Genomic DNA, 26,094 nt, shown 5'->3' with positions numbered 1-26,094 from the left:
TGAAAGAAGCAATTATTTCAGCGCGCCGATCGAGGAAAAGCGTTTCGGATCCGCTCAAGCCTCGTCGAGCTGATTGAGGATGTTGCGTGCGACGCGCCGTTGGTCGGGATCGCCCTCCTCCAGCACCTCATAGAGCACCGTGCGGGCGGCGAAGGTGCTGCCCAGCTCGCGCAGTCGGTTCGCCCGCCGAATCTTCTCCTCGACCGAATTGATCGCAAGCGCCGCTTCGGGAGCCTTGGCTTGGGTCCTCGGAGCTGTATCCGAATCGGCACTTGGAGGCGTCCCCGTGATCTCGTCCGCCTCGATCAGATCCAACTCGGCTTCCATCTCGGACTCGCTCAAGGGCTGCCAGCGACCCGGGTCGTCGAAGTGCGGATCGAGATCGCGCCCGACCTCGCGCATCTCGGACCGGGGCGTGACGCGGCCCGAGGTCGATCCGGCGACCGGACCTGCCGGGGCCGGGGCCGGGGCCGGGGAGGCGGGCGAAAACGCACTGCCCGAGGCATCGGGATCCGGGTCTTCGTCGGCGTCCTTCGCGCGCTTGCGCACCAGGACCTTCGACAAGACAATCCCCAGCTCGAACAACACCCACATGGGCAAGGCCAGCAAGGTCTGGGAGATGACGTCCGGCGGTGTCAGCAGCATACCGACGACGAAGGCGCCGACGATCACGTACGGACGCTTCGCTGCAAGGGCTGCCGGCGTCGTGATCCCGGCCGCCACCAGCAGGATGGTGGCGATCGGGATCTCGAAGGCGATTCCGAAGGCGAAGAAGAGGGCCAGCACAAAGTCCAGATAGGCCGAGATGTCCGTCATCATCGCCACGCCGTCCGGTGTGGACGCCGACAGGAAGGCGAAGATCAGCGGGAAGACGACGTAAAAGGCGAACGCGACACCGATGTAGAACAGGAAGATGCTCGAGATCAGCAGCGGCGTCGCCAGGCGTTTCTCGTGCTTGTAGAGCCCGGGCGCAACGAACCCCCAAAACTGGTAGAGCAGGAAGGGCATCGACAGGAAAACCGCAGCGATCAGGGCCAGCTTGAAGGGCGTCAAGAAGGGCGCGGCGACTTGTGTCGCGATCATCGTGTTGCCTTCGGGCAACTGCGCCATCAATGGCGCGGCAACGAAGGTGTAGATCTCGTTGGCGAACGGGAAGAGCACTAAAAACACCACGAGGATCGCGATCGACATACGGATCAGACGATCGCGCAGCTCGATTAAATGGGAGACGAAAGGCTGTTCGGCACCCGGATCGTCGGGCTGCATCGCGGGGGACATGGGTGATGTTCTCGTCGCTGGTTGGATGGCGGCTCGGCGAGCGGATCGGGCGAGCGGTGCGTCGGCTTGCCCGACGGGCGTTGATCGGGTCGCCGGATCGGCGCGGTCAGCTCGCGGAGGTGTCTCGCTCGGTCGGCCGGGCGGCCGAGGTCGCCTCGTCGGGCGCGGCGGGTGGCTCGCCCCGTGCCGGGGCGCGCGCGGCCTCGGTGTCGGAGACCGGCTTGGCAGTGCGTTTCGCCGGCTCCTCGAGAATGCTCTCGAGCGGACGGCTGCGTGCCTGCTTGTCGAGAATCTCTTTGAGCTCGTCGGCCCTGAGCTCGCGCCGGATCTCGTTCTGGACCGAGGACAGGGTGCGGCGTGCACGCCCAAGCCAGAGCCCCGCAATACGCGCGACTCTCGGCAAGCGCTCGGGCCCGATGACGACGAGGGCCACCACGCCGATCACCAAAAGCTCCCAGAAACCCATGTCGAACATGGCAACCTCGCGTGACCGCTTTGCTTAGTGTGACGCCTTCGGAGAGGACGCCTCAGGCGGACTTGTCCGTCGGCTTCGCCGGCTCGCGTTTGGCCGGCTCGCCGTCGGCGACACGCTTCTCGGCGGTCTGCTCGACTCGCTTGGCTTCGGCGTCTTCCTCGGCCTTCTCGCTCTCGGACATGGCGCTTCGGAAGCCCTTGATCGCGTTGCCCAGATCGGAGCCGATGCCCTTGAGCCGTTTGGTCCCGAACAACAGCAGCACGATGACCAGGATGATCAAAAGTTGCCAGATACTGATGCCACCAGCGCCCATGTTTTCCTCCGTACCGTCGTATTGAGACGGTCGACTCGATTCAGTGGGGAGGCCGACGAAACGGTTTCCATCGGCTGGATTTTCGACGTCTTCGGCACCCTTGCCTCAAGGGACCCGAAGCGCCCGGATCATACCGCAATCCCAAAGTCGCGGTTAGTCTCCGCTGACCCGAGGTCGGCGATTAAACCGCGCCCAGCGCGGTATGCGATGTTTTTGGATGGGATCGGCCCCGGCGGATTTCAGAACCGCTGGAGCCGGCGCGGTTTAAAGTATTAAAAAATATAAAATTTTAAACCGCGCCCCCCGCTAAGGGTCGTGGATTCACCAAACTTCGAGCTCACTCGAAAGTGAGCATCTCGCTCTGGACGCGGTTTAACCCGGGAATCAGGACCCACGACCGGCCTTCTCGTCCAACCCCGAGAGCCCGAAACGCCGGTCCAGCTCCGCCAAGACATCGGCCGGGCCGAGACCCTGCTGCGCGAGCAGTACCAGGGTGTGGAACCAGAGATCCGCAACCTCGTGCACGATCTTCTCGGGGACCCCGTCCTTGGCCGCCATGACGGTTTCGGTCGCTTCCTCACCGATCTTCTTGAGGATGGCGTCGAGACCTTTGGAATACAGGCCCGCGACATAGGAGCTTCCCGGATCCGCCCCCTTTCGCGACTCCAGAACCTCGGACAACCGCTCGAGCAGGTCATTCATGATCGATCACGCCTTCCCGTAAATCGCGTCCGGATCCTTCAGAACGGGCGCGACCTCGACCCAACGCCCCTGCGCATCGAGCTCGCGAAAAAAGCAGTTGTGACGCCCGGTATGGCAGGCAATCCCGCCCTTCTGCTCGACATCGAGGAGCACGACGTCGGCGTCGCAGTCGATCCGGATGGCGTGCACCAGCTGCTGATGGCCCGATTCCTCGCCCTTGTGCCAGAGCCGCCCGCGCGAGCGCGACCAGTAGACCGCGTGCCCGGTCTCTCGCGTCAGCCGCAGTGACTCCGGATTCATCCAGGCCATCATCAAGATGGTCCCGGTCGCGTGCTCCTGCGCAATCGCCGGCACCAGTCCCTGAGCATCCCACTTGATGGCATCGAGCCAATCTTCAGACATCGTCGATCTCCTCGCGGCACTCCCGGTGTCGGCAAGACCCGGCTGCGCGCATGTGCAATGGGCCCCGTCTCAACGCGGGCTCAGGCTGTCCGCGAGGCGCTGCCCCTCGGCGAAGTCGAGCGTGCCTTCATAGATGGCACGCCCCGTAATGGCCCCGACGATGCCGCAGCTCGCCACCTCGGCGAGCGCACGCACGTCGTCGATGACCGTGATGCCGCCCGAGGCGATCACCGGGATACGGATCGCCCCGGCCAACGCACGGGTTGCCTCGACGTTGGGCCCGTTCATCATGCCGTCGCGGCCGATATCGGTGTAGATGATGGCCGCGACACCGGCGTCCTCGAAGCGTTTCGCGAGATCCTCGGCAAGATGCTCGGTGACCTGCGCCCAGCCCTCGATGGCGACCTGCCCGTCCTTCGCATCGAGTCCGACCATGATCTGACCGGGAAAGGATCGACAGGCCCGCTCGACGAAGACCGGCTCCTTGACTGCCTGGGTCCCGATGATGCAGTAGGTCACCCCGGCGCTCAGATAGGCCGCGATGGTCGCTTCATCGCGGATGCCACCGCCGACCTGGATCGGCAGCTCCGGAAATGCCTCGGCGATACCGCGAATGGCCTCGCCGTTGACCGGCATGCCGGCAAAGGCGCCGTTCAGGTCAACCAAATGCAGTCGGCGCGCACCCTCGCCCACCCAGCGTGCGGCGGTGTCCACCGGGTCGTCGGAGAAGACCGTGGCCTCGTCCATCCGGCCTTGACGTAGGCGCACACAGCGGCCGTCCTTCAAATCGATTGCGGGAATCAGCAACATGGATCGGTCACTCGCTGTCGGATGTCGGATAGGCGCCTCCCTGCCGAGAGCTCTGGCAACGGCGACGACGTGGATCGAGCCTCAAAGCGCGCCCTTGGTGGACGGGGTGATCCCGGCCATCCGCGGATCCGGCTCCACGGCCATGCGCAAGGCACGCCCGAACGCCTTGAAGACGGTTTCGGCCTGGTGGTGCGCGTTCACGCCGCGCAGATTGTCGATGTGCAGCGTCATGGCCGCGTGGTTCACCAGACCTTGGAAGAATTCACGAAAGAGGTCGACATCGAACCCGCCGATCATGGCGCGGGTAAAGTCGACGTTGAACGCCAGCCCGGGGCGGCCGGACAGATCGACCACGACACGCGACAGGGCCTCGTCCAGCGGGACATAGGCGTGACCGTAGCGACGCAGGCCCTTCTTGTCCCCGAGCGCCTGCGCCAGCGCCTGGCCGAGCGTGATGCCGATGTCTTCGACCGTGTGGTGGGCGTCGATATGCAGATCGCCTTCGGCCTGGATGTCGAGATCGATCAGACCATGTCGCGCGACCTGATCGAGCATGTGGTCCAGAAAAGGCACGCCCGTATGCAGATCCGAGCGTCCGGACCCGTCCAGATCCAGTGCAACGCGGATCCGCGTTTCCAGGGTGTTGCGCTCGACCCGGGCCTTACGATGGGTGCTGTCGAGGGTCATGTTGAAGCAGTGTCGTTGGCTCGCAAGCCCGCATTAAACCATAGCCGATCCGCGCCACATAAGGGCGCTGGCCGCAAACACCCGGAAGCGCCGACGCAAGAGGCCCCGGTTCGGCGAGCCTCAGCTCGCCATCCCGCGCAGCAGCTCGCGCACGAAACCGGGCCCGCGGTAGATGAGTCCGCTGTAGATCTGCACGAGATCCGCACCGGCCGCGAGCTTGGCCGTCGCGCCCGCGGGGTCCATGACACCCCCGACACCGACGAGCACCGGGGACGGACCGACGGCCTGCCGGACCAGGCTCAGCAGGGCGGTGCTGCGCTCCAGGATCGGTCGGCCCGAGAGACCGCCGCTCATGCCCTCGGTGCTGCTGCGAAGCCCTTCGAAGCGGATGCTGGTGTTGGTCAGGATCAGGCCTGCACAGCCCGCATCCAGCGCCGCGCGGGCGCAGTCGATCGCGTCCTCGTCGGCGAGGTCCGGTGCAAGCTTGACCAACAGAGGCTTGGGCCGGGCGAGACGCTGATTGGGCCCCTGGATCGCCTCGATGATGCGCGCCACCTCGTCGACCCGCTGCAGATCACGCAGGCCGGGCGTGTTCGGACTCGAGATGTTCACGACCACGTAATCCGCGAGATGCCCGACCCGCTCGAAACTGCGCCGGTAGTCGTCCGCAGCCTCCTCCGCCGGAGTGACCTTGGACTTGCCTAGGTTGACGCCGAGGGGAACCTGCAGAATATCCCGCTCACGCAGCCGCTCGAGCCGGATCGCCGCCGCATCCGCACCCGCGTTGTTGAAACCCATTCGATTGATCAGCGCCTCGTCCGCCGGCAGACGAAAGAGCCGCGGCTTCGGGTTGCCGGGTTGTGCCAGCGCCGTGATGGTCCCGACCTCGATGAACCCGAACCCCAGCGCCTGCCACGCCGGCACTGCGACGGCGTTCTTGTCCAGACCCGCCGCGAGACCGATCGGGTTTGGGAAGTGCATGCCCATCGCGTCGACGGCCCGTACCGGCGCACGAGCAACGTCCTCCACACCCAAACGGCCCGAGAACCAGCGCGACCATAAACCGAGCAGCGCCAGCGTCGAGTCGTGTGCGCGCTCGGCGTCCAGGCGGAAAAGAAACGGTCGTGCGAATCGCCAAAACCACCCGTTGAATCCCGTGCTTGCCGTTGCTCGCTGCATGTCCTTTAAACCCTGTGCCCGTCACCAAAGAAGAAATTTCGATCAAAGACGTCGGTATCCTAAAGCATGCTGGACGCCTCGCGGACTTGTTCCGCGAAACGGCGACCAGAGCGCCGCGACCTAGACTATCGCAGCGAGCCGCATCTGAAGGAAGACAAACGACGATCGCCGGTGTAAAGTTCGCGCCTTTCTCCTACCCTCGTGCACACCACTTCATTTACAGAGACGAGATGATTCCGTTGCCGCTCGACCTCAAAAAGATCGCCGCCCGCATCCCGCTCTTCGGCATCCTCGTACCGGCACTGCTGGGTTTATTGGCATTTCTTTATATATTCGACGCATCGCTTCTCGATCCGACGGCGTTGTTCATAAGCCCGTCCAAGTCCGAGTCCGGGGCTTGGTGACGGATGTGCGGGGATTTGGCAGGACCCACGAAATTTCATACCCTTGGAAGTGCAAACTAACCGAGGGTTCGAAAAGATGTTCGAAGATCCTGCCGAGAGTGACTTTAGACCAAGCGCGGGCGCTGCGCTACCCGGACGTTCGAGACCGGGCCGGAGCATCGGCTCATGACGCGACGCACACGCTTGGAGCAAGCCGAGCACATCGCGGCGGCCGAAGCACGGCTGGCGGCGGGGGAGACGCAACGCGCCGTGGCCACCGAGATGGGTATTGCGCGCAGCACCTTGCGCGACTGGTGCGGGGAGGTTCCGCGCGGGGATCCGCCGACGGGCTTGACGGCCTTCGCACGCACCCCGGAGGGGATCGATTGGTTGCATCGGCTGGTGTTGGCGGCGCATTTCAGCATCACCTTGCGGGCGGCGGGCGGCACCCGGCTGGTGAGTGAGTTCCTGGAGCTGAGCGGACTGTCGGCCTTCGTCGGGGTCAGCGACGGCGCGCAGCATGCGCTGAATGTCGCCTTGGAAACGGCCGTGGTCGCGGTGGCCGCGCAGCAGCGCACGGCGCTTGCCGAGGGCATGCCGGCGCGTGCGGTGACGGTGTGCGAGGACGAAACCTTTCATCCGGGGATCTGCTTGGTCAACATCGAGCCGGTGTCGAACTTCATTGTCCTGGAGCAATACGCCGCGGATCGCACCGCGGCGACCTGGACGGCGGCGCTTCAGGACGCCTGCACGGGGCTTGCCGTGGAGGTGATCCAGAGCACCGCCGACGAGGCCAAGGCGCTGCGTCGGCATGCCGAGGCGGATTTCGGTGCCCACCACTCCCCGGACCTCTTTCACGGCCAACACGAGGTCTCCAAAGCCACGTCCTTGGCGTTGGCGCGCGATCTGCGCCAGGCCGAAGCCGGCGTCGCCGCCGCGCAGAGACACTGGGAGGCCGAGCGCGCGGCGCAGCAGGCGTTCGAGGCGCGCGTGCCGCGCCCGCTCGGGCGTCCGCCCGACTTCGAGACCCGCATTGGCGCCGCCCTGAGCGCGCTGGTCGCCGTGGAAGCCGAACGCGACCGCGCACGGGAGCGGCAGAGCGAGGCGCGCGCATTGATCCGCGAGCTCGGCGTGCTGTATCACCCGTATGATCCGGTGGATGGACAGACCCAGCCGGTGGAGCGTGTGGCGGCGCGCTTCACCGACGTCTGGACGCGCCTGAAGGGATTGGCCGAGGCCGCCGAGCTGCCCGAGCGCGCTCGCGAACGCCTCGCCAAGGCCGAGCGCCTGACCGTGCAGTGGCTCGCCACGCTCGCGTTCTTCTTCGCCACCGTGACCGCCAGGGTCGAGGCCCTCGCACTATCCCCGGAGCTGGAAGCGGCGGTCCTCGAGCAGCTCATCCCCGGCATCTACCTCGAAGCGCGTCGCCGCCCGCAGCACCGCGGCCGAGACCCGACACCGCGTGCAGGCGGCGAGTACCGCGTTGCTCGACGTCCTGCGGCGCGCCGATCATCCGCTGCAGCGTCTCGCGCCCGAGGACAGCGCTCGGGTCGAACAGGTCGCCGGCGCTTGCGCCGATCTGTTCCAACGCAGCAGCTCCTGTGTGGAAGGACGCAACGGCCAACTGTCGCTGCATCATCACGGGCGTCATCGCTTGAGCGACCGCAGGCTCGCCGCGCTCACCGCCGTGCACAACTTCCACATCCGCCGTCCCGACGGCACGACCGCCGCCGAGCGCTTCTTCGGGCGGACACATCCCGCACTGTTCGAGGAGCTACTACTGCGTGTGCCCTTGCCGCCGCGACCGCGACGCCGACGGCCACGCCCGCCGAAACTGCCCTATCTGATGCCGGTCGCGGCCTGATGGCGGTGGCCGGGATAATGAACAAGGCCGATCCGACCAATGTTGGCTGGCTGATGACCGGCGACCTTGGCCAGCACTTTACCGGTTGGCACGCTTTCCGATTCGACGCATGGCGCTTTCCGATCACGACAACGACGCTGATCGCCTGGCCCGTCGGCATCCCGATCATTTTCACCGATTCTAATCCATTATTTGCGCTCGTTCTGAAACCGTTCAGCTCGATTCTTCCTGAACAGTTTCAATATATTGGACCATGGTATGCGCTGTGCCTGGTACTGCAGTCTTTTTTTGCATATCTGCTTGGCTTTCGCATTTCAAGCAATCGCCTATTCGCGGTCGCGGTCGCCTTGCTTTTTCTGCTCTACCCACCCCTACTCACACGGTGGGGTCACGACACCCTGATGGCACACTGGCTGATTCTCTGGGCTATTAGCCTATACCTTTACCCGACCTCAAGCGCGGGCGACAAGTCCATCCACGTACAAGGCATTGCAATTATCATACTTTCAACCGTCATTCATTTTTACCTGACGGCCATGGTTTTTCCGCTGATCATCGGAGTCATACTATTCGGACCCGGCAGCATCACCCGAAAAGTCCTCAGCGTAGTTGCGGCACTCTTTCTACTGTTCGGCATTATGGCATTATTAGGATATTTTTCGCTCGAGTCCGCCGGTAGCGCCGGATTCGGTTACTATTCAATGAATCTTAATTCACCATTTAACCCTGCAGGCTTATCTCATTTTCTACCCTCGCTGCCGACAGGCCCTGGACAATACGAAGGATACCAGTATCTAGGCGTTGGCGGTTTGATGATGCTGACAGTCGCGGGCGGTCTGCTTGCGTACGCCGTTTTCTCCAAAGGCCGCACACTTTCTCCGATCTCGCACCGCACGCGCTTCCTTATACTTTACGGGATCGCAGCGACCCTATTTGCCATCTCCTTGCCGGCCATGCTCGGTGACCGCGTCGTCGTTGCATTCACGCTGCCGGAATACATTAATTCAGCGCTGGGCGTCTTCCGGTCCAGCGGACGCTTCTTCTGGCCGGTGGCCTATCTGCTTTATGTGGGCGCACTCGTTGTCATTTGGCGACGTGCACGACCGATTGCCGTTCCGCTTCTCTTGGCCTTGTGCATCATTCAATTCATCGATCTCATTCCGCTGCGCGCAGCGCTTAGCAGTGCGTTCGCTCGGGAGCAGGCTCATGACGAACTAGGACCCACGCTCACACCTTTACTCGGTGATGCCGACGCCATACATGCCGATGGGTCTTGGGAGAAAAAACAATCCGCCATGTATCGAGGCGTCTTACTTGGCGCTCCGCTAGGCGTCCCCGTTATCCCGGTTTACAGTGCCAGGTCTCACCTTGAACTCGGCGCTTGGGAGAACGAGTTCAGAGAGCATCTGGCGCGCGGGCACGCGTCAACGCGAAACATTCTCGGCATTTACCCTTCCGGTTGGTATGTCTGCGCTCCGGGTCGATCCTTTTTAACGATCGACGATTGGGTCTTGATGCTCCCCGATCGCACGGTCGACTCCGCTGCAATTCGTTACACCGTCGACCAAATTGCGCAAGGGTCGGCGCCGAACCCCGAGCAGTTGATCGCCGGTTGCGGATCGGACTGTGCGTTGCTGATTGCCGCCCAAGACGAGGCATCTGCTTCGCTGCCCGCAGCACTTGTCGATGCGTTGCACATGACTGGAAGCGAAATCGATCGTATGGGATTCCGGGATTCATACCTTATCGTCGTCGAGAACGGGGTCATTCTGCACGAAGATTTCGGCCAGCGCCCCTTGATCCATACAACCCGCGTTCTCGGGAGGGACGTCGCGATAGAGAGCGCTGGAAATACCTCCGGGAACCGATCATCTATTAAGGTCGACGGCATCGAATATTCGCACCAACGCCGCGGACTTAATATGGTATTGATCGCCCCGGACAAACCAATAAGCGCCTTCAGCTACGACACTCATGCCGGAGTCTGTAGATAAATTCTTCCGTCTTTCCGAGATCCGGGTCAACCTCGTAGGGCCCCGGCAATCGGCAACTCAAGGCTCGAATGCAGTCACGAGATTCCAGGATTCAGTCCGCGAAGAAAGAACGATGTTTAAACCGATCATGACAATTCTGCATAGGGTCGCGACCTTCGGGATCGTGGGAGTAGCCGGAACCCTAGTGCATTATTCAGCTCTGGTGTTTCTAGTCGAAACCAAGCTACTCGATGCCGTCGCGGCAACGACAATCGGTTTCGCGCTTGGCGCCATCGTCAACTACGTGTTGAACTATCGTTATACTTTCAACAGCGCAAAGTCCCATCGTGACGCAGGACCCAAATTTGCCTTGATCGCAATCGCCACAGGACTGTTGAATACGTTAATTGTCCACGCGGGCGTCGACAGCTTCGGATTCAATTACCTCCTCGTTCAGGTCGTCGCCACAGCAACCGTATTTCTACTCAATTTCGTCTTGAATAGTCTCTGGACCTTTCGCGAGAGCGATGCGCTATGAGCATCGAGCACCCCGATTTTCTCTACACGTTATCCGCCACGAACGACGCGGTACCGGACATGGATCCACCAACACTTTCCGTGATAGTTCCGGCCTACAACGAGGCCGAGGTGCTCGGCGAGCTGCATCGGCGCCTGACGGCCGTGATCGATGGATTGGGCGTCACCGCCGAGGTGATCTACGTCAACGACGGCAGTCGCGATGCGACCCTGGATATCCTCTATCGCCTGCGCGCCGCCGACCCGCGGGTGGCCGTCCTGAATCTCAGCCGGAACTTCGGCAAGGAGATCGCGATGACTGCCGGACTGGATCATAGTCGGGGCGAGGCCACCGTCATCATCGACGCCGATCTTCAGGATCCGCCCGAGCTGATCCCCGCGCTGATGGCGCGTTGGAGCCAGGGCTACGACGTGGTCTACGCGACACGCCTGTCGCGCGACGGCGAGAGTGCACTGAAAAAGCTGAGCGCACGCTATTTCTACCGCGTCATCGGGGGCATGAGCCCGATCGAGATCCCCAAGGACACGGGCGACTTCCGTCTGCTCAGCCGCCGTGCGGTCGATGCCCTGTGCCGGCTGCGCGAGCAACATCGCTTCATGAAGGGCCTGTTCGCCTGGATCGGCTATCGACAAACCGCGGTGACCTACCATCGCGACCGCCGTAGTGCCGGAGCGACCAAGTGGAACTACCACAAGCTGTGGGGTTTCGCGATCGAGGGCATTACCTCCTTCAGCACGGCCCCGCTCAAGGTGGCCAGCTATGTCGGGCTGCTCACGGCCATGACGGCGTTCCTCTACGCAAGCTGGATCATCTACAAGACCTTGCGTTACGGGGATCCCGTCGCCGGTTATCCGTCCCTGATGGTTGCGGTCCTCTTTCTCGGCGGCGTCCAGCTCGCCGCCATCGGTGTCCTAGGCGAGTATCTCGGTCGAATGTTCAACGAGACCAAAGGCCGTCCGCTGTATCTTGTCGAGACCTACGAGCGCCCGAGACAAGGCGAGCACGACCTCCCGTGCGAGACAGGCCATCCGTCCGACGCTCCTCCGATCGCTCCCTCGTAGGCGGATCGAAGCCGCGCCTAAACGGCACCGCAGAGCAGCGCCGTTACCCTGCCGGGATAGCACGCCCGCCCGGACTAGGGCGACAGCCGCCTCTCGCGCCGCAAGCTGTACTCGTTCCCGACAAAGATCAGCGCCGCCCCGGCGATGACCCAAGGGTCGAGTCCCTCGCCGTAAAAGAGTGCCCCGACCAGCGCGATGAGCGGCAGGCGCAGAAAATCCATCGGCAGAACGACCGTTGCGTCGGCATGCTGAAACGCCTTGGCGATGCCGAGATGGGCGCTGATCCCGGTGACCGCGGCGACGAGTATACCTTTTATAGGCATAAACGCAACTTTCCTTATGTCGACTCTCAGCAATGCTCGATAACATTTTAACTTCGAGTTAGACTTATCGCTACCGACGGGCCGCCTTGTAGTGTTTTTTAGACGATGATCAGAATCGAGTTCTCCGAGCAGGATTTGAAGACAATACAGAAGTTGCGTTACGAGCATCCACACCCAAGGGTGCGCAGGCGAATGGAGGTGCTGTGGCTGAAGAGCCAAGGCCTTGCGCACCGGGAGATTTGTCGGCTCGCGGGAATTTCCAGCAACACCTTACGGCAGTACCTAGGGATGTTTCAGTCCGGTGGTATCAAAAAGCTGACGGAGCTCAACTTCTACGCCCCGATAAGCGAGTTGGAGCAGCATCGCTATCGACTCGAAGCCCATTTCCGCGCGCATCCGCCTGCGACCATCAACGAGGCGGCGGCCATGATCGAGGAGCTGACGGGAATCAAGCGCAGTCCGAGCGCCGTGGGGCGGTTTCTCAATTCGCTCGGCATGGCTCCGAGACGAGTCGGAATCATCCCCTCGAAAGCCGATCCAGAGGAGCAAGAACAGTTTATTATCAATAAGTTAGAGCCGCGCATCGAAGAAGCCAGACAGGGTAAACGCGCTATTTTTTGTCGATGCTGCTCACTTTGTAATGGGTGCCTTTCTCGGCATTCTGTGGTCATTCTCCCGCCTTTTTTTAAAGACTTCCGCCGGGAGAAAACGTTTCAACGTGCTCGGTGCGCTGAACGCGATCACGCATGAACTGGTGATGGTGACGAACGATACCTATATCACTGCGGTAAGCGTCTGCGACCTGTTGCGACGCATTGCCATGCTGAATCTCGACGTGCCAATCACGCTGGTGATGGACAATGCGCGCTACCAGAAGTGCAATATCGTCACAGCGCTGGCTTTGCAGCTGAATATCGAACTGCTTTATCTTCCCACCTATTCACCGAATTTGAACCTGATCGAAAGGTTGTGGAAGTTCGTCAAGAAAGAAGTGCTCTACTCGAAATACTATCCTAATTTCGCCGAGTTCCGAACTGCAATCACCGACTGCCTAAAACAAACGCACACCACGCACAAGAAGGAGCTGGACTCTTTACTCACGCTGAAATTCCAGGCATTCAAAAAATGTGAGCTTGTGCCTATATGAGGTATAGCCAGGGTGCATCGACCCAGTCGACCGGCTGCCACACCAGCAGCGCGGGGACGAGGCCGATCAGGAGCTGCATCGCCAGCATCCAGAAGAGGATGGTGAAGACACCGTCGTAGCGCGTGAGGCCCTTGGTCGCCGTCAGACTTACGGCGAATCCGACCGCGGCCGCCAGCCCGATCAGCACACCGAGATCGAGCGGCTGCACGCCGGGCCGCGTGATCACGAGGACGCCCGCCACTCCCAGGACAAGCGCCACGACACGCCCTCGATTCAACCGCTCGCCGAGAAAAAACAGCGCCAGTACGGCCGCCCACACGGGTGTGGTGAACTCGAGCGCGAAGACCAACGCGAGCGGCAACATGCCGATGGCGGTGATCCAGAAGACCTGTCCGCCGTAGTGGAAGAGGTTGCGCAGCAGGTGCAGGGGCAGCCGTTCGGTGCGATAAAAGCCCGGGGCCAACCACAACGCCAGCGGCACCAAGAGCGGCAGACCGAGCGCGGTCCGCAGGAAGAGAAACTGCACCGGCTCCATGGTGTCCAGCAGCTCGCGCGCGGAGACGGCGAGCAGTGCGAAGGAGGTCAGGGCGACCCCCATCCAGGCGGCCGCACGGGCAAGCGGCCGAGAGGCCCGCGCCGGCGTCGAGTCGGAGGACATCTGCTGCTTCACCGGATACCGATCGCCACGGCCAAAACCGCGTGACCACCGCGCAGGGTCGCAAGATCGATCGGCGCTATGCGCGTGACGAAGGGATCCATGGCGGGATATCACTCCATCGCACCTGAAACGCGCGACTGACCGACCCCGTCGCCGGGGACTCGGGATCAGTCGCTCGCGAGCACACGTATCAGGATCTCGTTGACCTGCTGCGGGTTGGCCTTGCCCTTGCTCTCCTTCATCACCTGACCGACGAAGAAGCCGAAGACCTTGTCCTTGCCGGCGCGGTATTGCTCGACCTGGCCGGGGTTGGCGGCGACGATCGACGCGATCAGCGCCTCGAGCTCGCCGCTGTCGGTGATCTGGCGCAGCCCGCGCGTCTGAATGACGCTGTCGGCATCGCCCTCCCCGCTCCACATCGCCTCGAAGACCTGTTTGGCGAGCTTCCCGGACACCGTTCCGTCCTGGATGCGATGGATGAGCCCGGCGAGCATGGCCGCGGAGACCGGGCTCCGTGCGATCTCGATCTCGGAGCGATTCAGCGCGGCCGCCAGCTCGCCGTTGACCCAGTTGGCGGCCAGCTTGGGCTCGGCGGTGGCCTGCACCACCGCCTCGAAATACTGGGCAAGCTCGCGCCCGGCGGTCAGCAGACTGGCGTCGTACTCGCCGAGCCCGTATTGGGTGTGGAAGCGCTCGCGCATGCTGTCCGGCAGCTCGGGGAGATCCGCGACCGCATCGACGATGAAGGCGACATCGATCTCGACCGGGAGCAGGTCCGGATCCGGAAAGTAGCGGTAGTCGTTGGCCTCTTCCTTGGAGCGCATGGGACGGGTCTCGTCGCGCTCCGGATCATAGAGCCGGGTCTCCTGCACGACGGTCCCGCCGCCTTCGATCACGTCGATCTGACGCTCGACCTCGAACTGAATCGCACGCTCGATGAAGCGGAACGAGTTGAGGTTCTTGATCTCGGTACGGGTGCCGAAGCGCGCCTGACCGAGCGGTCGCACCGAGACGTTGGCGTCGACCCGGAAGGAGCCCTCCTGCATGTTGCCGTCGCTGATGCCGATCCAGCGCACCAGTTGATGGATCTTCCGGGCGTAGGCCACGGCCTCCTGCGGCGTGCGCATGTCGGGCTCGGAGACGATCTCGAGCAGCGGCGTGCCGGCCCGATTGAGATCGATCCCCGTGTAGCCGCCGCCCGCGAGCTTCTCCTCGTGCAACGACTTGCCGGCGTCTTCTTCCAGATGCGCACGCGTCACCCCGATCGACTTGACCGCCCCGTCGCCGAGCACGACCTCCACGCGTCCCTCGCCGACGATGGGCAGCTCGTACTGACTGATCTGGTAGCCCTTCGGCAGATCCGGATAGAAGTAATTCTTTCGCGCGAACACCGAGCGCGGCGCCACCTCGGCACCGATCGCCTTGCCGAAACGCACGGCCAAACGCACCGCCTCGGCATTGAGCACCGGCAGCACGCCGGGCAGACCCAGATCGATGGCGCAAGCTTGCGTGTTGGGCGGCGCGCCGAAAGCGGTCGATGCACCCGAGAAGATCTTCGATTGGGTCGCGAGCTGAGTATGGACCTCGAGCCCGATCACGGTTTCCCATTGCATGCTCTATAACCTATGTCGCGATCGTACGTTCGGCAAACCTGCCGTCTCATCTCGCCCACTCCATGAAGACTTTCAGGGCGCGCCAAGCGACGAGCGCGCCGATCACTCGAACCCGGAAGGCGCGCCCTGATGCCAATGCGTCACGTGCTGGAAGCGATGCGCGACATTGAGCAGGCGGGCCTCCTGGAACGCGTTGCCGATGATCTGCAAGCCGACCGGCAACCCCTCGACCGGCTCGACCGGGATCGACATCCCGGGCAGGCCCGCGAGGTTGGTCGCGATGGTGTAGATGTCGTTGAGATACATGGCCACCGGGTCGTCCATCTTGGCCCCGAGAGGAAAGGCGGTGGTCGGGGCAGTCGGCCCCATGATGACATCGACCTCTTCGAACGCACGGGCAAAGTCCGCGGCGATCAGCTGGCGAATCTGCTGCGCCTTGAGGTAATAGGCGTCGTAATAGCCCGCAGAGAGCACATAGGTGCCGATCATGATGCGACGCTGTACCTCGGGACCGAAGCCCTCGGCGCGACTGCGCTTGTAGAGATCTTCGAGATCCTTCGGGTGCTCGCAGCGGTGGCCGTAGCGCACCCCGTCGAAACGCGCCAGGTTGGACGAGCATTCGGCGGGTGCGACGACGTAATAGACCGGCACCGAGAGCCGACTATTCGGCAGACTGATCTCCTGCACCTTGGCACCGAGTCGCTCGTACTCCTTGATCGCATCCTGCACCGAGGCCGCCACGCGAGGATCGAGCCCCTCGCCGAAATACTCCTTCGGCAAACCGATGCGCAGACCCGCGATGTCGTCGTCGAGCGCATCGACATAGTCCGGCACGGCCACATCGGCGCTGGTGGAATCGCGCGGGTCGAACCCGGCCATCTCGTCGAGCAAACAGGCCGCATCCGCCGCCGAGCGGGCCAGCACGCCGGCCTGATCCAGCGAGGAGGCGAAGGCGATCATGCCCCAGCGCGAGCAGCGCCCGTAGGTCGGCTTAATCCCGGTGATGCCGCAGAGCGCCGCAGGCTGGCGGATCGAGCCGCCCGTATCCGTCCCGGTGGCCGCCGCGCAGAGCCGTGCGGCAACCGCCGCGGCCGATCCGCCGGAGGAGCCGCCCGGTACGCGATCCGCGTCCCACGGGTTGTGGACAGGTCCGTAATAGCTCGTCTCGTTCGAGGAGCCCATGGCGAACTCGTCCATGTTGGTCTTGCCCAAGACGACCGCCCCGGCCGCGGCGAGACGCTCGACGACGGTGGCATCGTAAGGGGCGACGAAGTTGTCGAGCATCCGCGAGCCGCAACTGGTCTTGATCCCCGCCGTGCAGAAGATGTCCTTGTGCGCGATCGGGATGCCGGCGAGCGGCCCGGCATCGCCCGAGGCGATCGCGCGATCGGCACGCTCGGCCGCCGCCAGCGCGGATTCGCTCGCGACGCTGATGAAGCTGTTCAGGCGCGGATCCAGGCGCGCGATGCGCTCCAGATAGTGACGGGTGAGCTCTACGCTCGAGTAGGTGCGCAGCCTCAGCTCCGCGGCCATTTGGGCGATCGATTTGTTCTGCATGAGTACTCGGCGTCAGTCGATGACCTTGGGAACCAGATACAGCCCGTCCTCGGTCAAGGGGGCGATCGCCTGGAACAGCTCGCGTTGGTCCTGCTCCGACACGCGATCCGGACGCAGACGTTGGCTCATGTGCAGCGGGTGAGCCATCGGCTCCACACCCGTGGTATCGACCGCGTCCATCTGCGCCACCAGGTCGAGGATGTTGGAGAGATCCGCGGCATAGCGCTCGGTCGACTCGGGCGCGATCCCGAGCCGCGCCAGGTGGGCGATCTTCTCGATGTCGGAAGCATCCAATGACATGACCGATCCAGCGTGATTGACAAGCCGCGCAACATAGCACAGCCGCGCAAGACGCGGAACGTGCGGGAGCGCCGCGCGACGCGACGGGCTCGACCTTGGAGCCGGACTGAGCTTGATCGCTCGATCGTAAGTCTTGACGACTTGGCTTCTTGCGGCTTTAATATGCGGCTCCGCTACCCGCAACGGGAGTGGATCCCAAAGCCCAGGTAGCTCAGTTGGTAGAGCAGAGGACTGAAAATCCTCGTGTCGGTGGTTCGATTCCGCCCCTGGGCACCATAAAAACAATAAGTTGCACCTAGAGCTTTCGAAAGCATTGTTTTCTGGGGAACCCCAGGGGAACTTTGTGCTGATCGGCATCCGCTTCCCCGCCGAGTCACTCATCTATCCCGTCCTCACTTACTACATGCTCGATATCCGCTATCTGCCAATACGCCGACATGGTGCCTGCGGGAAGGCAGTAGCCTTTGCCTCCAGCTGAGGCTTTGTCGCTGCCCCTGTGTCAGATAGCTGTCGACTCCGGTGGAGACCCCGGTGGCTGGGCTCGCCGTAAAGCTGCTTGCACTGGCAAACCGTCATGTAGCTGCCGGTCATCAGTCATCCGCCGACACGGCCGAACTACCGTCCACGCCTTGCGCTAGCCATCGCAGCTAACGTGCAGTTAACGGGCTCGTTTGAGCTTTGCCATCAAACTTAAGGCGCACTGAACTCCACCTCTCAAATATTTACAATCACTTACGCGATTCTGAATTTGATTTTTTGAGCTGACACACTAACATGTGCCCTAAGAGATCTGAGCAATTGACATCCTCGCCGCCCTGAAGGACGGCGATTCCTACGGCGCTACACGCAAGAAAGCTCGCGAATAGTCGCTTCGGCGGGTTCCTGGGCCGACGCTCCAATGAGCGAAGTATCTCCGCAGGCTAACCGGGCGTGTCCCGCCCTTAGAACATTGATCGCACCGACCAAATCGGCGTTTTCCTCGAAACCGCACTCCACGCACGCGAACCGGGCTTGAGTCTGCCTGTTCTCCTTGGCGATATGCCCGCAGCACGGACAGGTCCGGCTGGTGTTCTGTGGGGGCACCGCGACCAGGTGCCCGCCACTCCACGCCGTCTTGTAGTCCAGTTGCCGGCGAAACTCGAACCAACCCTGGTCGAGAATGGCTTTGTTCAGGCCGGACTTGGCCCGAACGTTGGTGCCCGGCGCTTCCACCGTCCCGGCCGCCGACGCCGACATGTTGCGAACCTGCAAGTCCTCGATGCACACCATCGCGTGGTTTTGGCTGATCGTGGTCGTGGTCTTGTGCAGGTCGTCGCGCCGGGCGTTGGCGATCTTGGTATGGATGCGCTGGACCTTGGCTTTCGCCTTCATCCAGTTCCTCCCGAACTTGGTCTTGCGGCTCATGGCGCGCTGCGCCTTCGCCAACGCCTGTTCCTGGCGTTTGAAACTGCTCAGGGGCTCGAACACGGCGCCGTCGCTCAAGGTGGCGAAGCGGGCGATGCCCATGTCGATCCCGACGGCCGTTCCCTGGTGAACCGGGTTCTCGGCTTCGCGCTCGGTCTGGATCGAGGCGAACCACTTGCCGCCCGACTGGCTGACGGTGATGTTCTTCACCGTGCCGAGCACATCGCGGCTGTTGCGGTAGCGCAGCCAACCCAGCTTGGGGAGGAACAAGCGCCCGTTGACCTGATCGAGCTTGTAGCCTTGGGGGTAGCGGAAGCTGTCGCCGCACCGCCCCTTTTTCTTGAAACGGGGAAAGTCGGCCCGCTTGGCGAAGAAGTTGGTATAGGCCCGCTCCAGGTCCTTGAGGGTCTGTTGTAGGGCTTGGGATGGGGTGTCGCAGAGCCAGGCCGTCGCCGGGGCGGCCTTCCACTCGATCAGGGCACTGCACAGCCCGGCATACCCGAGCCGCTTTTCCCCAGCCGCATACCGCTCCTGCTGCATCGCCAGCGCCTTGTTGAAGACGAACCGGCACGATCCGGCGAAGCGGCGCATGTCGCGCGCCTGCCCGCCATCCGGCATCAACTCGAATTTGAACGCTTGGAGACGCAACATAGCCTGGAGTATAGTTTGGTCTATGACACAAGACAACGACATTAGACGCGGCAGACACTGCGTCTTTCAGATGCACGTCCATTTGGTCTTTGTGGCGAAATACCGCCGCAAGGTCTTCGACGCTGCCGCGATCGACACCCTGCGCGGGATCTTCGCCAAGGTCTGCACCGACTTCGAGGCCACGCTGGTCGAAATGGACGGCGAGCACGACCATGTGCACCTGCTGGTCGCCTATCCGCCAAAGGTGGCGGTGTCGGCCCTGGTGAACAGCCTCAAGGGCGTCTCCAGCCGCCTACTGCGCCAAGAGCGCCAGGACATTCAGCAGCGTTACTGGAAAGGCGTCCTCTGGTCGCCCTCCTACTTCGCCGCCTCCTGCGGCGGTGCCCCGATTTCCATCGTGCGCCAGTACATCGAACAGCAACAGACTCCCACCTGAACAGATGCCGGACGGGTCCACCGTCCGGCGCTATCCATCCCCGCCCTGAACGACGGGGCTTTTCGCGCAAGACGGGTAAATGCAGAGTCTCGGCCACCCTGTTAACATCCTTGGTTGGGCTCTCAAAAGAGTTTTGATGGCGGTACCGCGACGAGGAAATGCAGCTCAGAACGGCGGGCTCAAGGAAGATAAGGCGCCAGACATGTCGGGGCGTAGACCTAGCGATTTCGTTGGCTTGACCACAATGTTATGAACATTTTCAGCAGAAATCCGGCCTCACCCTAAGTCTGACAAGACACAGAGTCAGCAAATTCAGCGACAGCAAACGAAAAATCGGATGCGTCAAATGTTCCCATGGTTAGATAGCGTGAAAGAAAAAATTAGTGCTCTTCGACGTAAGGTGGACCCTGGTTATGCAGTTGATCGGGGATACGTGCAGAGCAATACATCCACTGTTGGCGATCCTTCGCACATCACCATGAGACTGACCCGAGGCAATGTCAGGGCTCAGATGTTCCCGTTGCTCCCGCCCAAGGATCATGAGCAAAAACTGGAGAAAGCTCTCTACATAAAGTGGTAGCGCATGGAATGTGTCACGCATCTGCACGAAAGACTTAAGGCGCTCGTTGGGCGCCTTAATCGTATCGAAGAACGGATAAAAGAGGCGGAGTTGATTTGTGGGCAAGTTGTTTTTCCAGCCGTCAACGAACTCCGCTACATGGCGAGAAATCTCGCCAGTCTCATTGATCTCGCACTGACAAGTCCCGACGCCCGAAACTCCGCAGAAAGATCAGTCGAAAGCTATTTTTCAGACGCAGAGATGTGCTGTGTCCGCGCAGATCATGACATCACTATGCTGTATTTGCCTACATTAGCCTTGAAGTCGATGCACTTCGACGCCAGTACGGCGCATCTATAATTGCTGCTCACCTTGAAAATTACAGCATGCTGATTGAACATCTTCAGCAAACCCAGCGGCTAATTATCGAGTCTCGCGGACAACGGCGGACTTCAATGAGAATAAGCACATACGACGATATTCAGGAGCAGCATCTTCCGAAAATCATCGAGATTTTCCAGCAACTCCGAAGAAATAGCGACCTGCTAAAGGCCCATTATCTGCGACTTATCAAAACCAGTCGCACTGGATTATTGGTCGGCGCAACTCTGGGCCTATTTGGTTTTGTAGCCAGCGCCGCGTCCATACTATCCTGGTTTGGCGTGGATTGGAGTCAAGTCAATCACCTTGATGAACCCAAAGCCGCAATTGTTGAGCAAACAGAGCAGTTTCCTGCAGAGCGACCGCAATCACTTCATCACACTGAGAAACCACGTCACTTAATAGATACACCGCACACGATCACGGACTCCATAGACTCCCCACCAAGCGAATAGCCTGAGTCAATGGCAGTTCGCCAGATGCGATATTTGTCTCGCCTAGCAGCGCCCGATCATTCACTAGAAAGGTCAGTATCGATCGAAGCTGACAAAGGGCGCTGGGGTCGACGACTTCGGCCGAAAGGGTGCCCTAGTCCTTCGCCTGCGCGATGAAATGTCACCTGGAAAGGCTAGACCGCCCTCCCCCGCCATTCTCCTTCAACCCATCCTGAATCTGCTGCGCGATCGTGCGGCCCCGCGCGGTCTCGGACGAATCGCCGATCCACAGAAACACGCCCTGCCCTTTCATCGCCCGTTGCCACGCCAGGCCGATCTGGCGCTTGCCTTGGTCGTGGGACTCGATGTGGCTCCCTTTGTACTCGAGGACCAGCAGACGAGCATCGTTCAGACGAGCCAGGTAGTCAGGATAGAACCAGTCGCCCGTCTCGGACGGATAGGGCAAGCGGAAGCTCCGGCCGTGCCGCTCGATGTTCCGGAGCCACACATCCACCTCTGGGAGCGCATCGAGCACGGCCGCCACCTCGGTCTCCGGGCCGTTCATCTCGCCGACAGCAGGGTAAAGGTGCTTTTGGAACACCCTTCCGCGGAATGACTTGGTCGGCTTGTAATCCATCTCGGGCGTGAAGCCGACGAACACTTCCGGGGCGATGGTCAAGGGCGAGGCCCCAGCGTCCAGCATGCCGAACAAGTCTTCGACACCGCGCCAGGCCGCTTGGTGCGCGCATTCGTCGAGACATTGGGTCACGCGGGCCTGCAAGCGAAACTTGTGGACCGCCAACGCAGCCAGTCCGTAGGTTTGCTCCAAGCCGGCCACCCAGGCTCCAAGCGCATTTGTAGGTCGGGCAATTGCGCGCCGTGAAACGTCCGTGCTGGCGCAACTCCTCCGCGGTTGCCTCGCCCAAGATCAGGTCACCCTGTCGCCAAGCCAACAAGGGCACGGACAGGGTGTCGCCCCGCTCAGACGGGTTGCCGCAGCGCGAGCAGGCAACCATTACCCCGCACGTCGGGAACGGGTCTTTGCGAACCAGTCGCTCGATCCAGTCGTCCTCGACCCCAAGCCAGCAGACCTGATTGCAGTAACAGGCGAACACGTCGATCCGGTGTTCTTCGGCGACATGCGCCAGGCGGCGTTCAAGGCCCTGGGGCGGACCTGACTGCGTAGGACTCCCCTCCGGATCGATCGAATGATCGTCAGCACAACCTACGAGCCTGAAGGCCCGCCCCGCGATTGGCCGCTGTGCCTGCGGGATGTCTACCGCCTGTGGAACCGACGGGGACATCGACCCGCGGCATCGGTTTCGGTCCTGCCCTATACTTGCCGCCAAGTCGACCCCGCACAGCGCTTGAGGCTGTGCTGCCGTCATAGTGCCGAGTCCACGGCATCTCGGTGGTCGATGTCGGCAAAGGATGCCTCCGACGCCGCGACGGTGCGGCTGAACATTCGAGACCTGCATCCATGGCCGACACCTCCACCACCTCCCCAGCTCCTCCGCTCGAGACGCCCGACGTCGTCGCGGGTCTGACGCCGACGGATGCGGCCGCACTGCTGAGCGGGTGTCGCGACCGCCTCGCGCATGGTCTGGCGACCGTGTTCGCGCAGCATCTCGGCGGGGCCAGCGAGGATTTTCTCGGCATGGCCGACCGTGCGACCAGCCTGGAGCAGCAGCAGCTCTATTTCTCGGCGATGGATTTCCTCGACAGCCGCGGGCAACAGCTCCTGCAGCAGTTCCGCAGTGCCTATGTCGCCTGCTTCGACGCGAGCGTCGCGACCTTGCAGTCGAAGGAGGCCGCGACCGTGATGCACGAGACCGACGAGCTGCGTCTCGTGGATACCGACGATTTCGAGCGTGATCTGGCCATCGGTAAACTCTCTGCCCGCGCGGCATGCAACTGCTCGCAGCAGCTCACGGCGCTCGACCGCCGTCTCGCCGCACTCCTGCGCGTACCGCGGATCAGCCAGGACGACAATCCGCTGTATCCGCGCACCCTCTTCAGTGCAATGCTTCAGGCCCTGAACGACATGGATGTGCGCGAGCAGCTCGCATTGATCCTCCTGCACGAGTTCGAGCGACAGACCTCGGTCGAGCTGCCCGGCGTCTATGCCGATCTGAATCGCTTTCTCGTTCAATCCGGCGTGCTTCCGACCATCCCGCTTGCGGGCCCCCTGTCGGCTCCGCGCAGCGAGACCCTCGACCAGCCCGGCGGCAGTCTCGGCGGGATGTCGGGGTGGGCCGGTTTCGAGCCTTCCGAAGATCCGGGATTGACCGAGCAGGAGGAGCAGAGCCTTGCCGAGCCGGGGGCCCGGGTGCATACGCGGGTGGATTTCGATCGCCTTCCGCGCCTGGTGAACGACGACGTCTTCGGCCAGCTGGCCCGCGCGATCCAGACCGCGAGTCGCGGCCGACTCTCCCGGACGACGGCTGCACCCGGTGCGCCCAAGGGCGGCGCCGCACCGGGCAGTCAGGAGACACCCGCGCTTGGCCTTGCCCAGCTGATCGAGGCGTTGAACGCGCTCCAGCGAGGGTTCACGGATGTTCGGCAGATTCCGGGCCTGAGATCCGCGAACATCGATCCGCGGCGCGGCAATGTGCTTCAACAGATTCGCGCCGCACCCATGATGATGTGGTCGCGGCCGCTCGACGCCATGACCATCGACATCGTCGCACGGCTCTTCGATGCCATCTTCAACGACCCCGAGCTCTCGGCGACCGTGCGCGCGGAGTTGGCCAAACTGCAGATTCCGGTGCTGAAGGTCGCGCTGCTCGACAAGTCCTTCTTTTCCGATCGCAGGCACCCCGCCCGTCGGTTGCTCGACGTGGTCGCGAGCTCCGGAATCGGGCGCAACGAGAAGGACGAGCCCCGTTTGGTCGACAAGGTGCGCGAGATCGTCGATGCGGTCGTCGAGGGGTTCGACGAGGATCTGAACGTCTTCGCGGTTCAGACCTACAAGCTCGAAGAGTTCCTGCGCGAGGAGGAGGAGCACGCGCAAAGCAAGTCGCAGCGTGTCTTCGATCAGCTCGAGCAGCGTGATCGCCAGGAGATCGCGGCCACGCGGGTAAGCGAGGAATTGGTGACCCGGACCTCCGACACTGCGCTTCCCATGCTGGTGGCGTCGTTTTTCGATCGGTTTTGGCGTCGGGTGCTGATCGACGTCTTTATCCGCTGCGGCGATACGGCCGAGCCGTGGCGCGAAGCGCTGGCGACGATGGACGACCTGATCTGGAGCGTCAAGCCCAAAGACACGGCCACGGAGCGCAACCGTCTCCTCACGGCGCTTCCGGATCTCCTCAAACGGCTGCGCCGGGGCCTGGAAACGGTCCATCTCGAGGAGGCATGGGATCCCCTCTTCGATCGCCTGATCCGGCTTCACATGGGCGCCCTGCACAAGGAGCCACCCCCGGGGAAAACGTTGGACCAGGATGCCTTCGCGACCTCCGCATCCGAGTTGCTGCAGACCTCCGGCGCTGCAAACGCACCGGCCTTCGCCGCGGATATGGCGCGGGGCGATGACGCGACGCCGACGTCCGACGAGACTGCGCCGCCGGACCAGTATCTGCTGCTTGCCCGATCGCTCGAGGTCGGCGATTGGGTCGAGTTCCAGAGTTTTCGGGGGACGCGCAAGACCTTGCGGCTCGGCTGGGTCAGCAAATATCGCGGGGTGTATCTCTTTACCAATCGTCAGGGCGACAACGCCTTGACCCTGGCCACGACCAGCCTCGCCGGCCACCTGCGCAAGGGGACGGCGCGTGTCTTGAGCCAGGATCCTCTGACCGATCGTGCGGTGGCACAAGTGCTCGAGCAGGTCATGCCCGAGACGACGGGCGATTCCGGCGGATAGCCTCTCCGGCTGCCGGTCTCGCGCGGCCAAGTCGGCTGTCTCCGTCCCTTCCGAGCGATCCCCTCAGGCCCCGGCGCGGGGCATCTGAGCCAGTGCCCTCGCCAGATGCGGGATCTCGGTCTCGAGCGTGTGACGCGCGCGGAAGCCCAAAGCCTGCTCCAGCTTGGCCGACGAGAACCAGGCATCTCCCGTGAGCTTGCCGAGCCCGTCCAGGGTGAGCGGCATGCGCCGCCGGCTCAGGCGTTCGCCGAGCGTGCCGATACCGGCCGCGAGGCGCAGGACCGGGAGCGGGATGGTCCAGCGCGGCACGGGTCGGCCGAGTGCGAGCAGGCTCTGCTCGTAGAGCCAACGGGTGGAATAGTCTCGGCCGTCGGTGACCAGGTAGACCTCGCCGGCCGTCTCGGGCCGGCCGGCCACCAAGATCGCGGCGGCGACGGCGTCCTCGACATGGATCGCGGCGCGATGGTTTTCGATTCGGGGCCAGGGCGGGAAGTGCCCCGCGGCGACCGCCTTGACCATGCGGGCGATGTTGCCGCTGTCCCCGAGCCCGTAGACCATCGGAAGGCGCAGAACAGCGGTGTGTCGACCGGTTGTGCGTCCGAGCTCCAGGACGCTGCGCTCCGCGGCCAGCTTGGCGCGACCGTAGAGGCTGTTCGGTGCCGGGACAACCGACTCGTCCGCTGGCCGCCCGAGCGCGCCGGCTCGATCGCCCATTGCCTTGATGCTGCTGAGATAGATCACCCGCCGAATCCCGGACGGCTCGACGCGGACCATCAGATTGGCGGTCCCCTCGGCGGTCACCGGCCAGTGGGAGGGTGCCTCGTAGATGTCCGGCTCGTCCGGACGCGGCGAATAGCTCGCGAGGTGCAACAGGGTGTCGATGCCGTCGCAGACCGATCCGAGGCTCGACGGGTCGGTCAGGTCCGCGGCGCGGATCTCCGGCCCCGGCCCCGGCCAGAGTGTCTGCGCCGCATCCGAGGATCGCGTGACGATCGCCACCCGCTGGCCGGTCCGCAGCAGCTCCGCGACCAGCCGTCGGCCCACCTTGCCGGTCGCCCCGGTCACCAGGATCGATCCGAGCGGGGTGTTTGCGTCTTGATCCAT

General features: G+C 62.6%; 25 protein-coding genes, 1 tRNA gene and 1 pseudogene. 10 read left to right on the top strand and 17 right to left on the bottom strand.

Going from position 1 to position 26,094, the window contains the following annotated elements:
- Positions 1 to 54 precede the first annotated feature (54 nt).
- The 9 genes from tatC to KFB96_RS27005 form a co-directional block, all read right to left on the bottom strand.
- Positions 55 to 1,278 carry a twin-arginine translocase subunit TatC gene (gene tatC, locus KFB96_RS19140; protein ID WP_213460513.1) on the bottom strand — a complete coding sequence of 408 codons (1,224 nt, stop codon included), beginning with the start codon at positions 1,276 to 1,278 and terminating at the stop codon, positions 55 to 57.
- 106 nt (positions 1,279 to 1,384) lie between these two features.
- Positions 1,385 to 1,753 (bottom strand): Sec-independent protein translocase protein TatB, encoded by a 369-nt coding sequence (tatB, locus tag KFB96_RS19135; RefSeq protein ID WP_213460511.1) that lies wholly within the window; start codon positions 1,751 to 1,753, stop codon positions 1,385 to 1,387.
- 52 nt (positions 1,754 to 1,805) lie between these two features.
- Entirely contained in the window at positions 1,806 to 2,066 is a 261-nt protein-coding gene (gene tatA, locus KFB96_RS19130) for a twin-arginine translocase TatA/TatE family subunit (RefSeq protein ID WP_213460509.1), read from the bottom strand.
- A 384-nt stretch (positions 2,067 to 2,450) separates the two neighbouring features.
- Complete coding sequence (locus KFB96_RS19125) at positions 2,451 to 2,768, bottom strand: phosphoribosyl-ATP diphosphatase (protein WP_120796828.1); 318 nt, start codon at positions 2,766 to 2,768, stop codon at positions 2,451 to 2,453.
- A 6-nt stretch (positions 2,769 to 2,774) separates the two neighbouring features.
- Positions 2,775 to 3,170 carry a phosphoribosyl-AMP cyclohydrolase gene (hisI, locus tag KFB96_RS19120; RefSeq protein WP_213460507.1) on the bottom strand — a complete coding sequence of 132 codons (396 nt, stop codon included), beginning with the start codon at positions 3,168 to 3,170 and terminating at the stop codon, positions 2,775 to 2,777.
- Between the two features lie 69 nt (positions 3,171 to 3,239).
- Positions 3,240 to 3,980: a 1-(5-phosphoribosyl)-5-[(5-phosphoribosylamino)methylideneamino]imidazole-4-carboxamide isomerase gene (gene hisA / locus KFB96_RS19115; RefSeq protein ID WP_213460505.1), complete on the bottom strand. Its 741-nt coding sequence runs from the start codon at positions 3,978 to 3,980 to the stop codon at positions 3,240 to 3,242.
- Positions 3,981 to 4,061: 81 nt separating this feature from the next.
- A complete protein-coding gene (gene hisB / locus KFB96_RS19110) occupies positions 4,062 to 4,667 on the bottom strand; it encodes an imidazoleglycerol-phosphate dehydratase HisB (protein WP_213460503.1) in 606 nt (201 codons plus the stop codon).
- A 120-nt stretch (positions 4,668 to 4,787) separates the two neighbouring features.
- Positions 4,788 to 5,846: a quinone-dependent dihydroorotate dehydrogenase gene (locus tag KFB96_RS19105; protein WP_213460502.1), complete on the bottom strand. Its 1,059-nt coding sequence runs from the start codon at positions 5,844 to 5,846 to the stop codon at positions 4,788 to 4,790.
- 311 nt (positions 5,847 to 6,157) lie between these two features.
- Positions 6,158 to 7,372, bottom strand: a complete 1,215-nt coding sequence (locus KFB96_RS27005) for a hypothetical protein (RefSeq protein WP_300970502.1) — start codon at positions 7,370 to 7,372, stop codon at positions 6,158 to 6,160.
- Between the two features lie 319 nt (positions 7,373 to 7,691).
- Between KFB96_RS27005 and KFB96_RS27000 the strand changes: the two genes are divergently transcribed.
- From KFB96_RS27000 to KFB96_RS19080, 4 genes are all read left to right on the top strand, one after another.
- Complete coding sequence (locus tag KFB96_RS27000) at positions 7,692 to 8,093, top strand: DUF6399 domain-containing protein (protein WP_300970500.1); 402 nt, start codon at positions 7,692 to 7,694, stop codon at positions 8,091 to 8,093.
- On the top strand, positions 8,093 to 10,087 hold the full coding sequence (locus tag KFB96_RS19090) for a DUF6311 domain-containing protein (protein WP_367114981.1): 1,995 nt from the start codon (positions 8,093 to 8,095) through the stop codon (positions 10,085 to 10,087). Before KFB96_RS27000 ends, KFB96_RS19090 begins: the two co-directional genes overlap by 1 nt.
- 112 nt (positions 10,088 to 10,199) lie before the next feature.
- Entirely contained in the window at positions 10,200 to 10,604 is a 405-nt protein-coding gene (locus KFB96_RS19085; protein ID WP_213460499.1) for a GtrA family protein, read from the top strand.
- A complete protein-coding gene (locus KFB96_RS19080) occupies positions 10,601 to 11,665 on the top strand; it encodes a glycosyltransferase family 2 protein (RefSeq protein WP_213460498.1) in 1,065 nt (354 codons plus the stop codon). Before KFB96_RS19085 ends, KFB96_RS19080 begins: the two co-directional genes overlap by 4 nt.
- 74 nt (positions 11,666 to 11,739) lie before the next feature.
- Here the strand turns inward: KFB96_RS19080 and KFB96_RS19075 are convergent, their stop codons facing one another.
- Complete coding sequence (locus KFB96_RS19075) at positions 11,740 to 11,988, bottom strand: hypothetical protein (protein WP_300970494.1); 249 nt, start codon at positions 11,986 to 11,988, stop codon at positions 11,740 to 11,742.
- 105 nt (positions 11,989 to 12,093) lie between these two features.
- Here KFB96_RS19075 and KFB96_RS19070 point away from each other — a divergent pair.
- Positions 12,094 to 13,135: pseudogene (locus tag KFB96_RS19070) on the top strand (IS630 family transposase).
- Here KFB96_RS19070 and KFB96_RS19065 read toward each other — a convergent pair.
- The 4 genes from KFB96_RS19065 to gatC form a co-directional block, all read right to left on the bottom strand.
- Positions 13,128 to 13,793: a DMT family transporter gene (locus KFB96_RS19065; RefSeq protein WP_300970493.1), complete on the bottom strand. Its 666-nt coding sequence runs from the start codon at positions 13,791 to 13,793 to the stop codon at positions 13,128 to 13,130. The pseudogene KFB96_RS19070 and the gene KFB96_RS19065 sit on opposite strands and share 8 nt — an antisense overlap.
- Before the next feature lie 167 nt (positions 13,794 to 13,960).
- Positions 13,961 to 15,406, bottom strand: a complete 1,446-nt coding sequence (gene gatB / locus KFB96_RS19060) for an Asp-tRNA(Asn)/Glu-tRNA(Gln) amidotransferase subunit GatB (protein ID WP_213460497.1) — start codon at positions 15,404 to 15,406, stop codon at positions 13,961 to 13,963.
- Between the two features lie 102 nt (positions 15,407 to 15,508).
- Complete coding sequence (gatA, locus tag KFB96_RS19055) at positions 15,509 to 16,963, bottom strand: Asp-tRNA(Asn)/Glu-tRNA(Gln) amidotransferase subunit GatA (protein ID WP_213460496.1); 1,455 nt, start codon at positions 16,961 to 16,963, stop codon at positions 15,509 to 15,511.
- Between the two features lie 12 nt (positions 16,964 to 16,975).
- Positions 16,976 to 17,263 carry an Asp-tRNA(Asn)/Glu-tRNA(Gln) amidotransferase subunit GatC gene (gene gatC / locus KFB96_RS19050; RefSeq protein ID WP_213460494.1) on the bottom strand — a complete coding sequence of 96 codons (288 nt, stop codon included), beginning with the start codon at positions 17,261 to 17,263 and terminating at the stop codon, positions 16,976 to 16,978.
- Positions 17,264 to 17,463: 200 nt separating this feature from the next.
- Between gatC and KFB96_RS19045 the strand changes: the two genes are divergently transcribed.
- Positions 17,464 to 17,539 (top strand) — tRNA-Phe (locus KFB96_RS19045).
- A 564-nt stretch (positions 17,540 to 18,103) separates the two neighbouring features.
- On the opposite strand, the gene KFB96_RS19040 is transcribed toward KFB96_RS19045, so the two are convergent.
- Positions 18,104 to 19,318: an RNA-guided endonuclease TnpB family protein gene (locus tag KFB96_RS19040; RefSeq protein ID WP_213460493.1), complete on the bottom strand. Its 1,215-nt coding sequence runs from the start codon at positions 19,316 to 19,318 to the stop codon at positions 18,104 to 18,106.
- 22 nt (positions 19,319 to 19,340) lie between these two features.
- Between KFB96_RS19040 and tnpA the strand changes: the two genes are divergently transcribed.
- Complete coding sequence (gene tnpA / locus KFB96_RS19035) at positions 19,341 to 19,754, top strand: IS200/IS605 family transposase (RefSeq protein ID WP_213457868.1); 414 nt, start codon at positions 19,341 to 19,343, stop codon at positions 19,752 to 19,754.
- A gap of 945 nt (positions 19,755 to 20,699) precedes the next feature.
- Entirely contained in the window at positions 20,700 to 21,149 is a 450-nt protein-coding gene (locus KFB96_RS19030) for a hypothetical protein (RefSeq protein WP_213460492.1), read from the top strand.
- Between the two features lie 160 nt (positions 21,150 to 21,309).
- Here the strand turns inward: KFB96_RS19030 and KFB96_RS19025 are convergent, their stop codons facing one another.
- A complete protein-coding gene (locus KFB96_RS19025; protein WP_213460491.1) occupies positions 21,310 to 21,966 on the bottom strand; it encodes a hypothetical protein in 657 nt (218 codons plus the stop codon).
- Positions 21,967 to 22,018: 52 nt separating this feature from the next.
- On the opposite strand from KFB96_RS19025, the gene KFB96_RS19020 reads away from it, so the two are divergent.
- On the top strand, positions 22,019 to 22,306 hold the full coding sequence (locus KFB96_RS19020) for a hypothetical protein (protein WP_213460490.1): 288 nt from the start codon (positions 22,019 to 22,021) through the stop codon (positions 22,304 to 22,306).
- 302 nt (positions 22,307 to 22,608) lie between these two features.
- Positions 22,609 to 24,990: a DUF1631 domain-containing protein gene (locus tag KFB96_RS19015; protein ID WP_213460489.1), complete on the top strand. Its 2,382-nt coding sequence runs from the start codon at positions 22,609 to 22,611 to the stop codon at positions 24,988 to 24,990.
- Positions 24,991 to 25,053: 63 nt separating this feature from the next.
- Here KFB96_RS19015 and KFB96_RS19010 read toward each other — a convergent pair whose 3' ends face one another.
- Positions 25,054 to 26,094, bottom strand: coding sequence for an NAD-dependent epimerase/dehydratase family protein (locus KFB96_RS19010; RefSeq protein ID WP_213460488.1), 1,041 nt, complete (start codon positions 26,092 to 26,094; stop codon positions 25,054 to 25,056).

This window comes from Thiocapsa sp. (genome assembly GCF_018399035.1).
Taxonomy (GTDB): domain Bacteria; phylum Pseudomonadota; class Gammaproteobacteria; order Chromatiales; family Chromatiaceae; genus Thiocapsa.
Note: the sequence above shows the minus strand (reverse complement) of the source record. Positions and strands in the feature narration are given on the sequence as shown.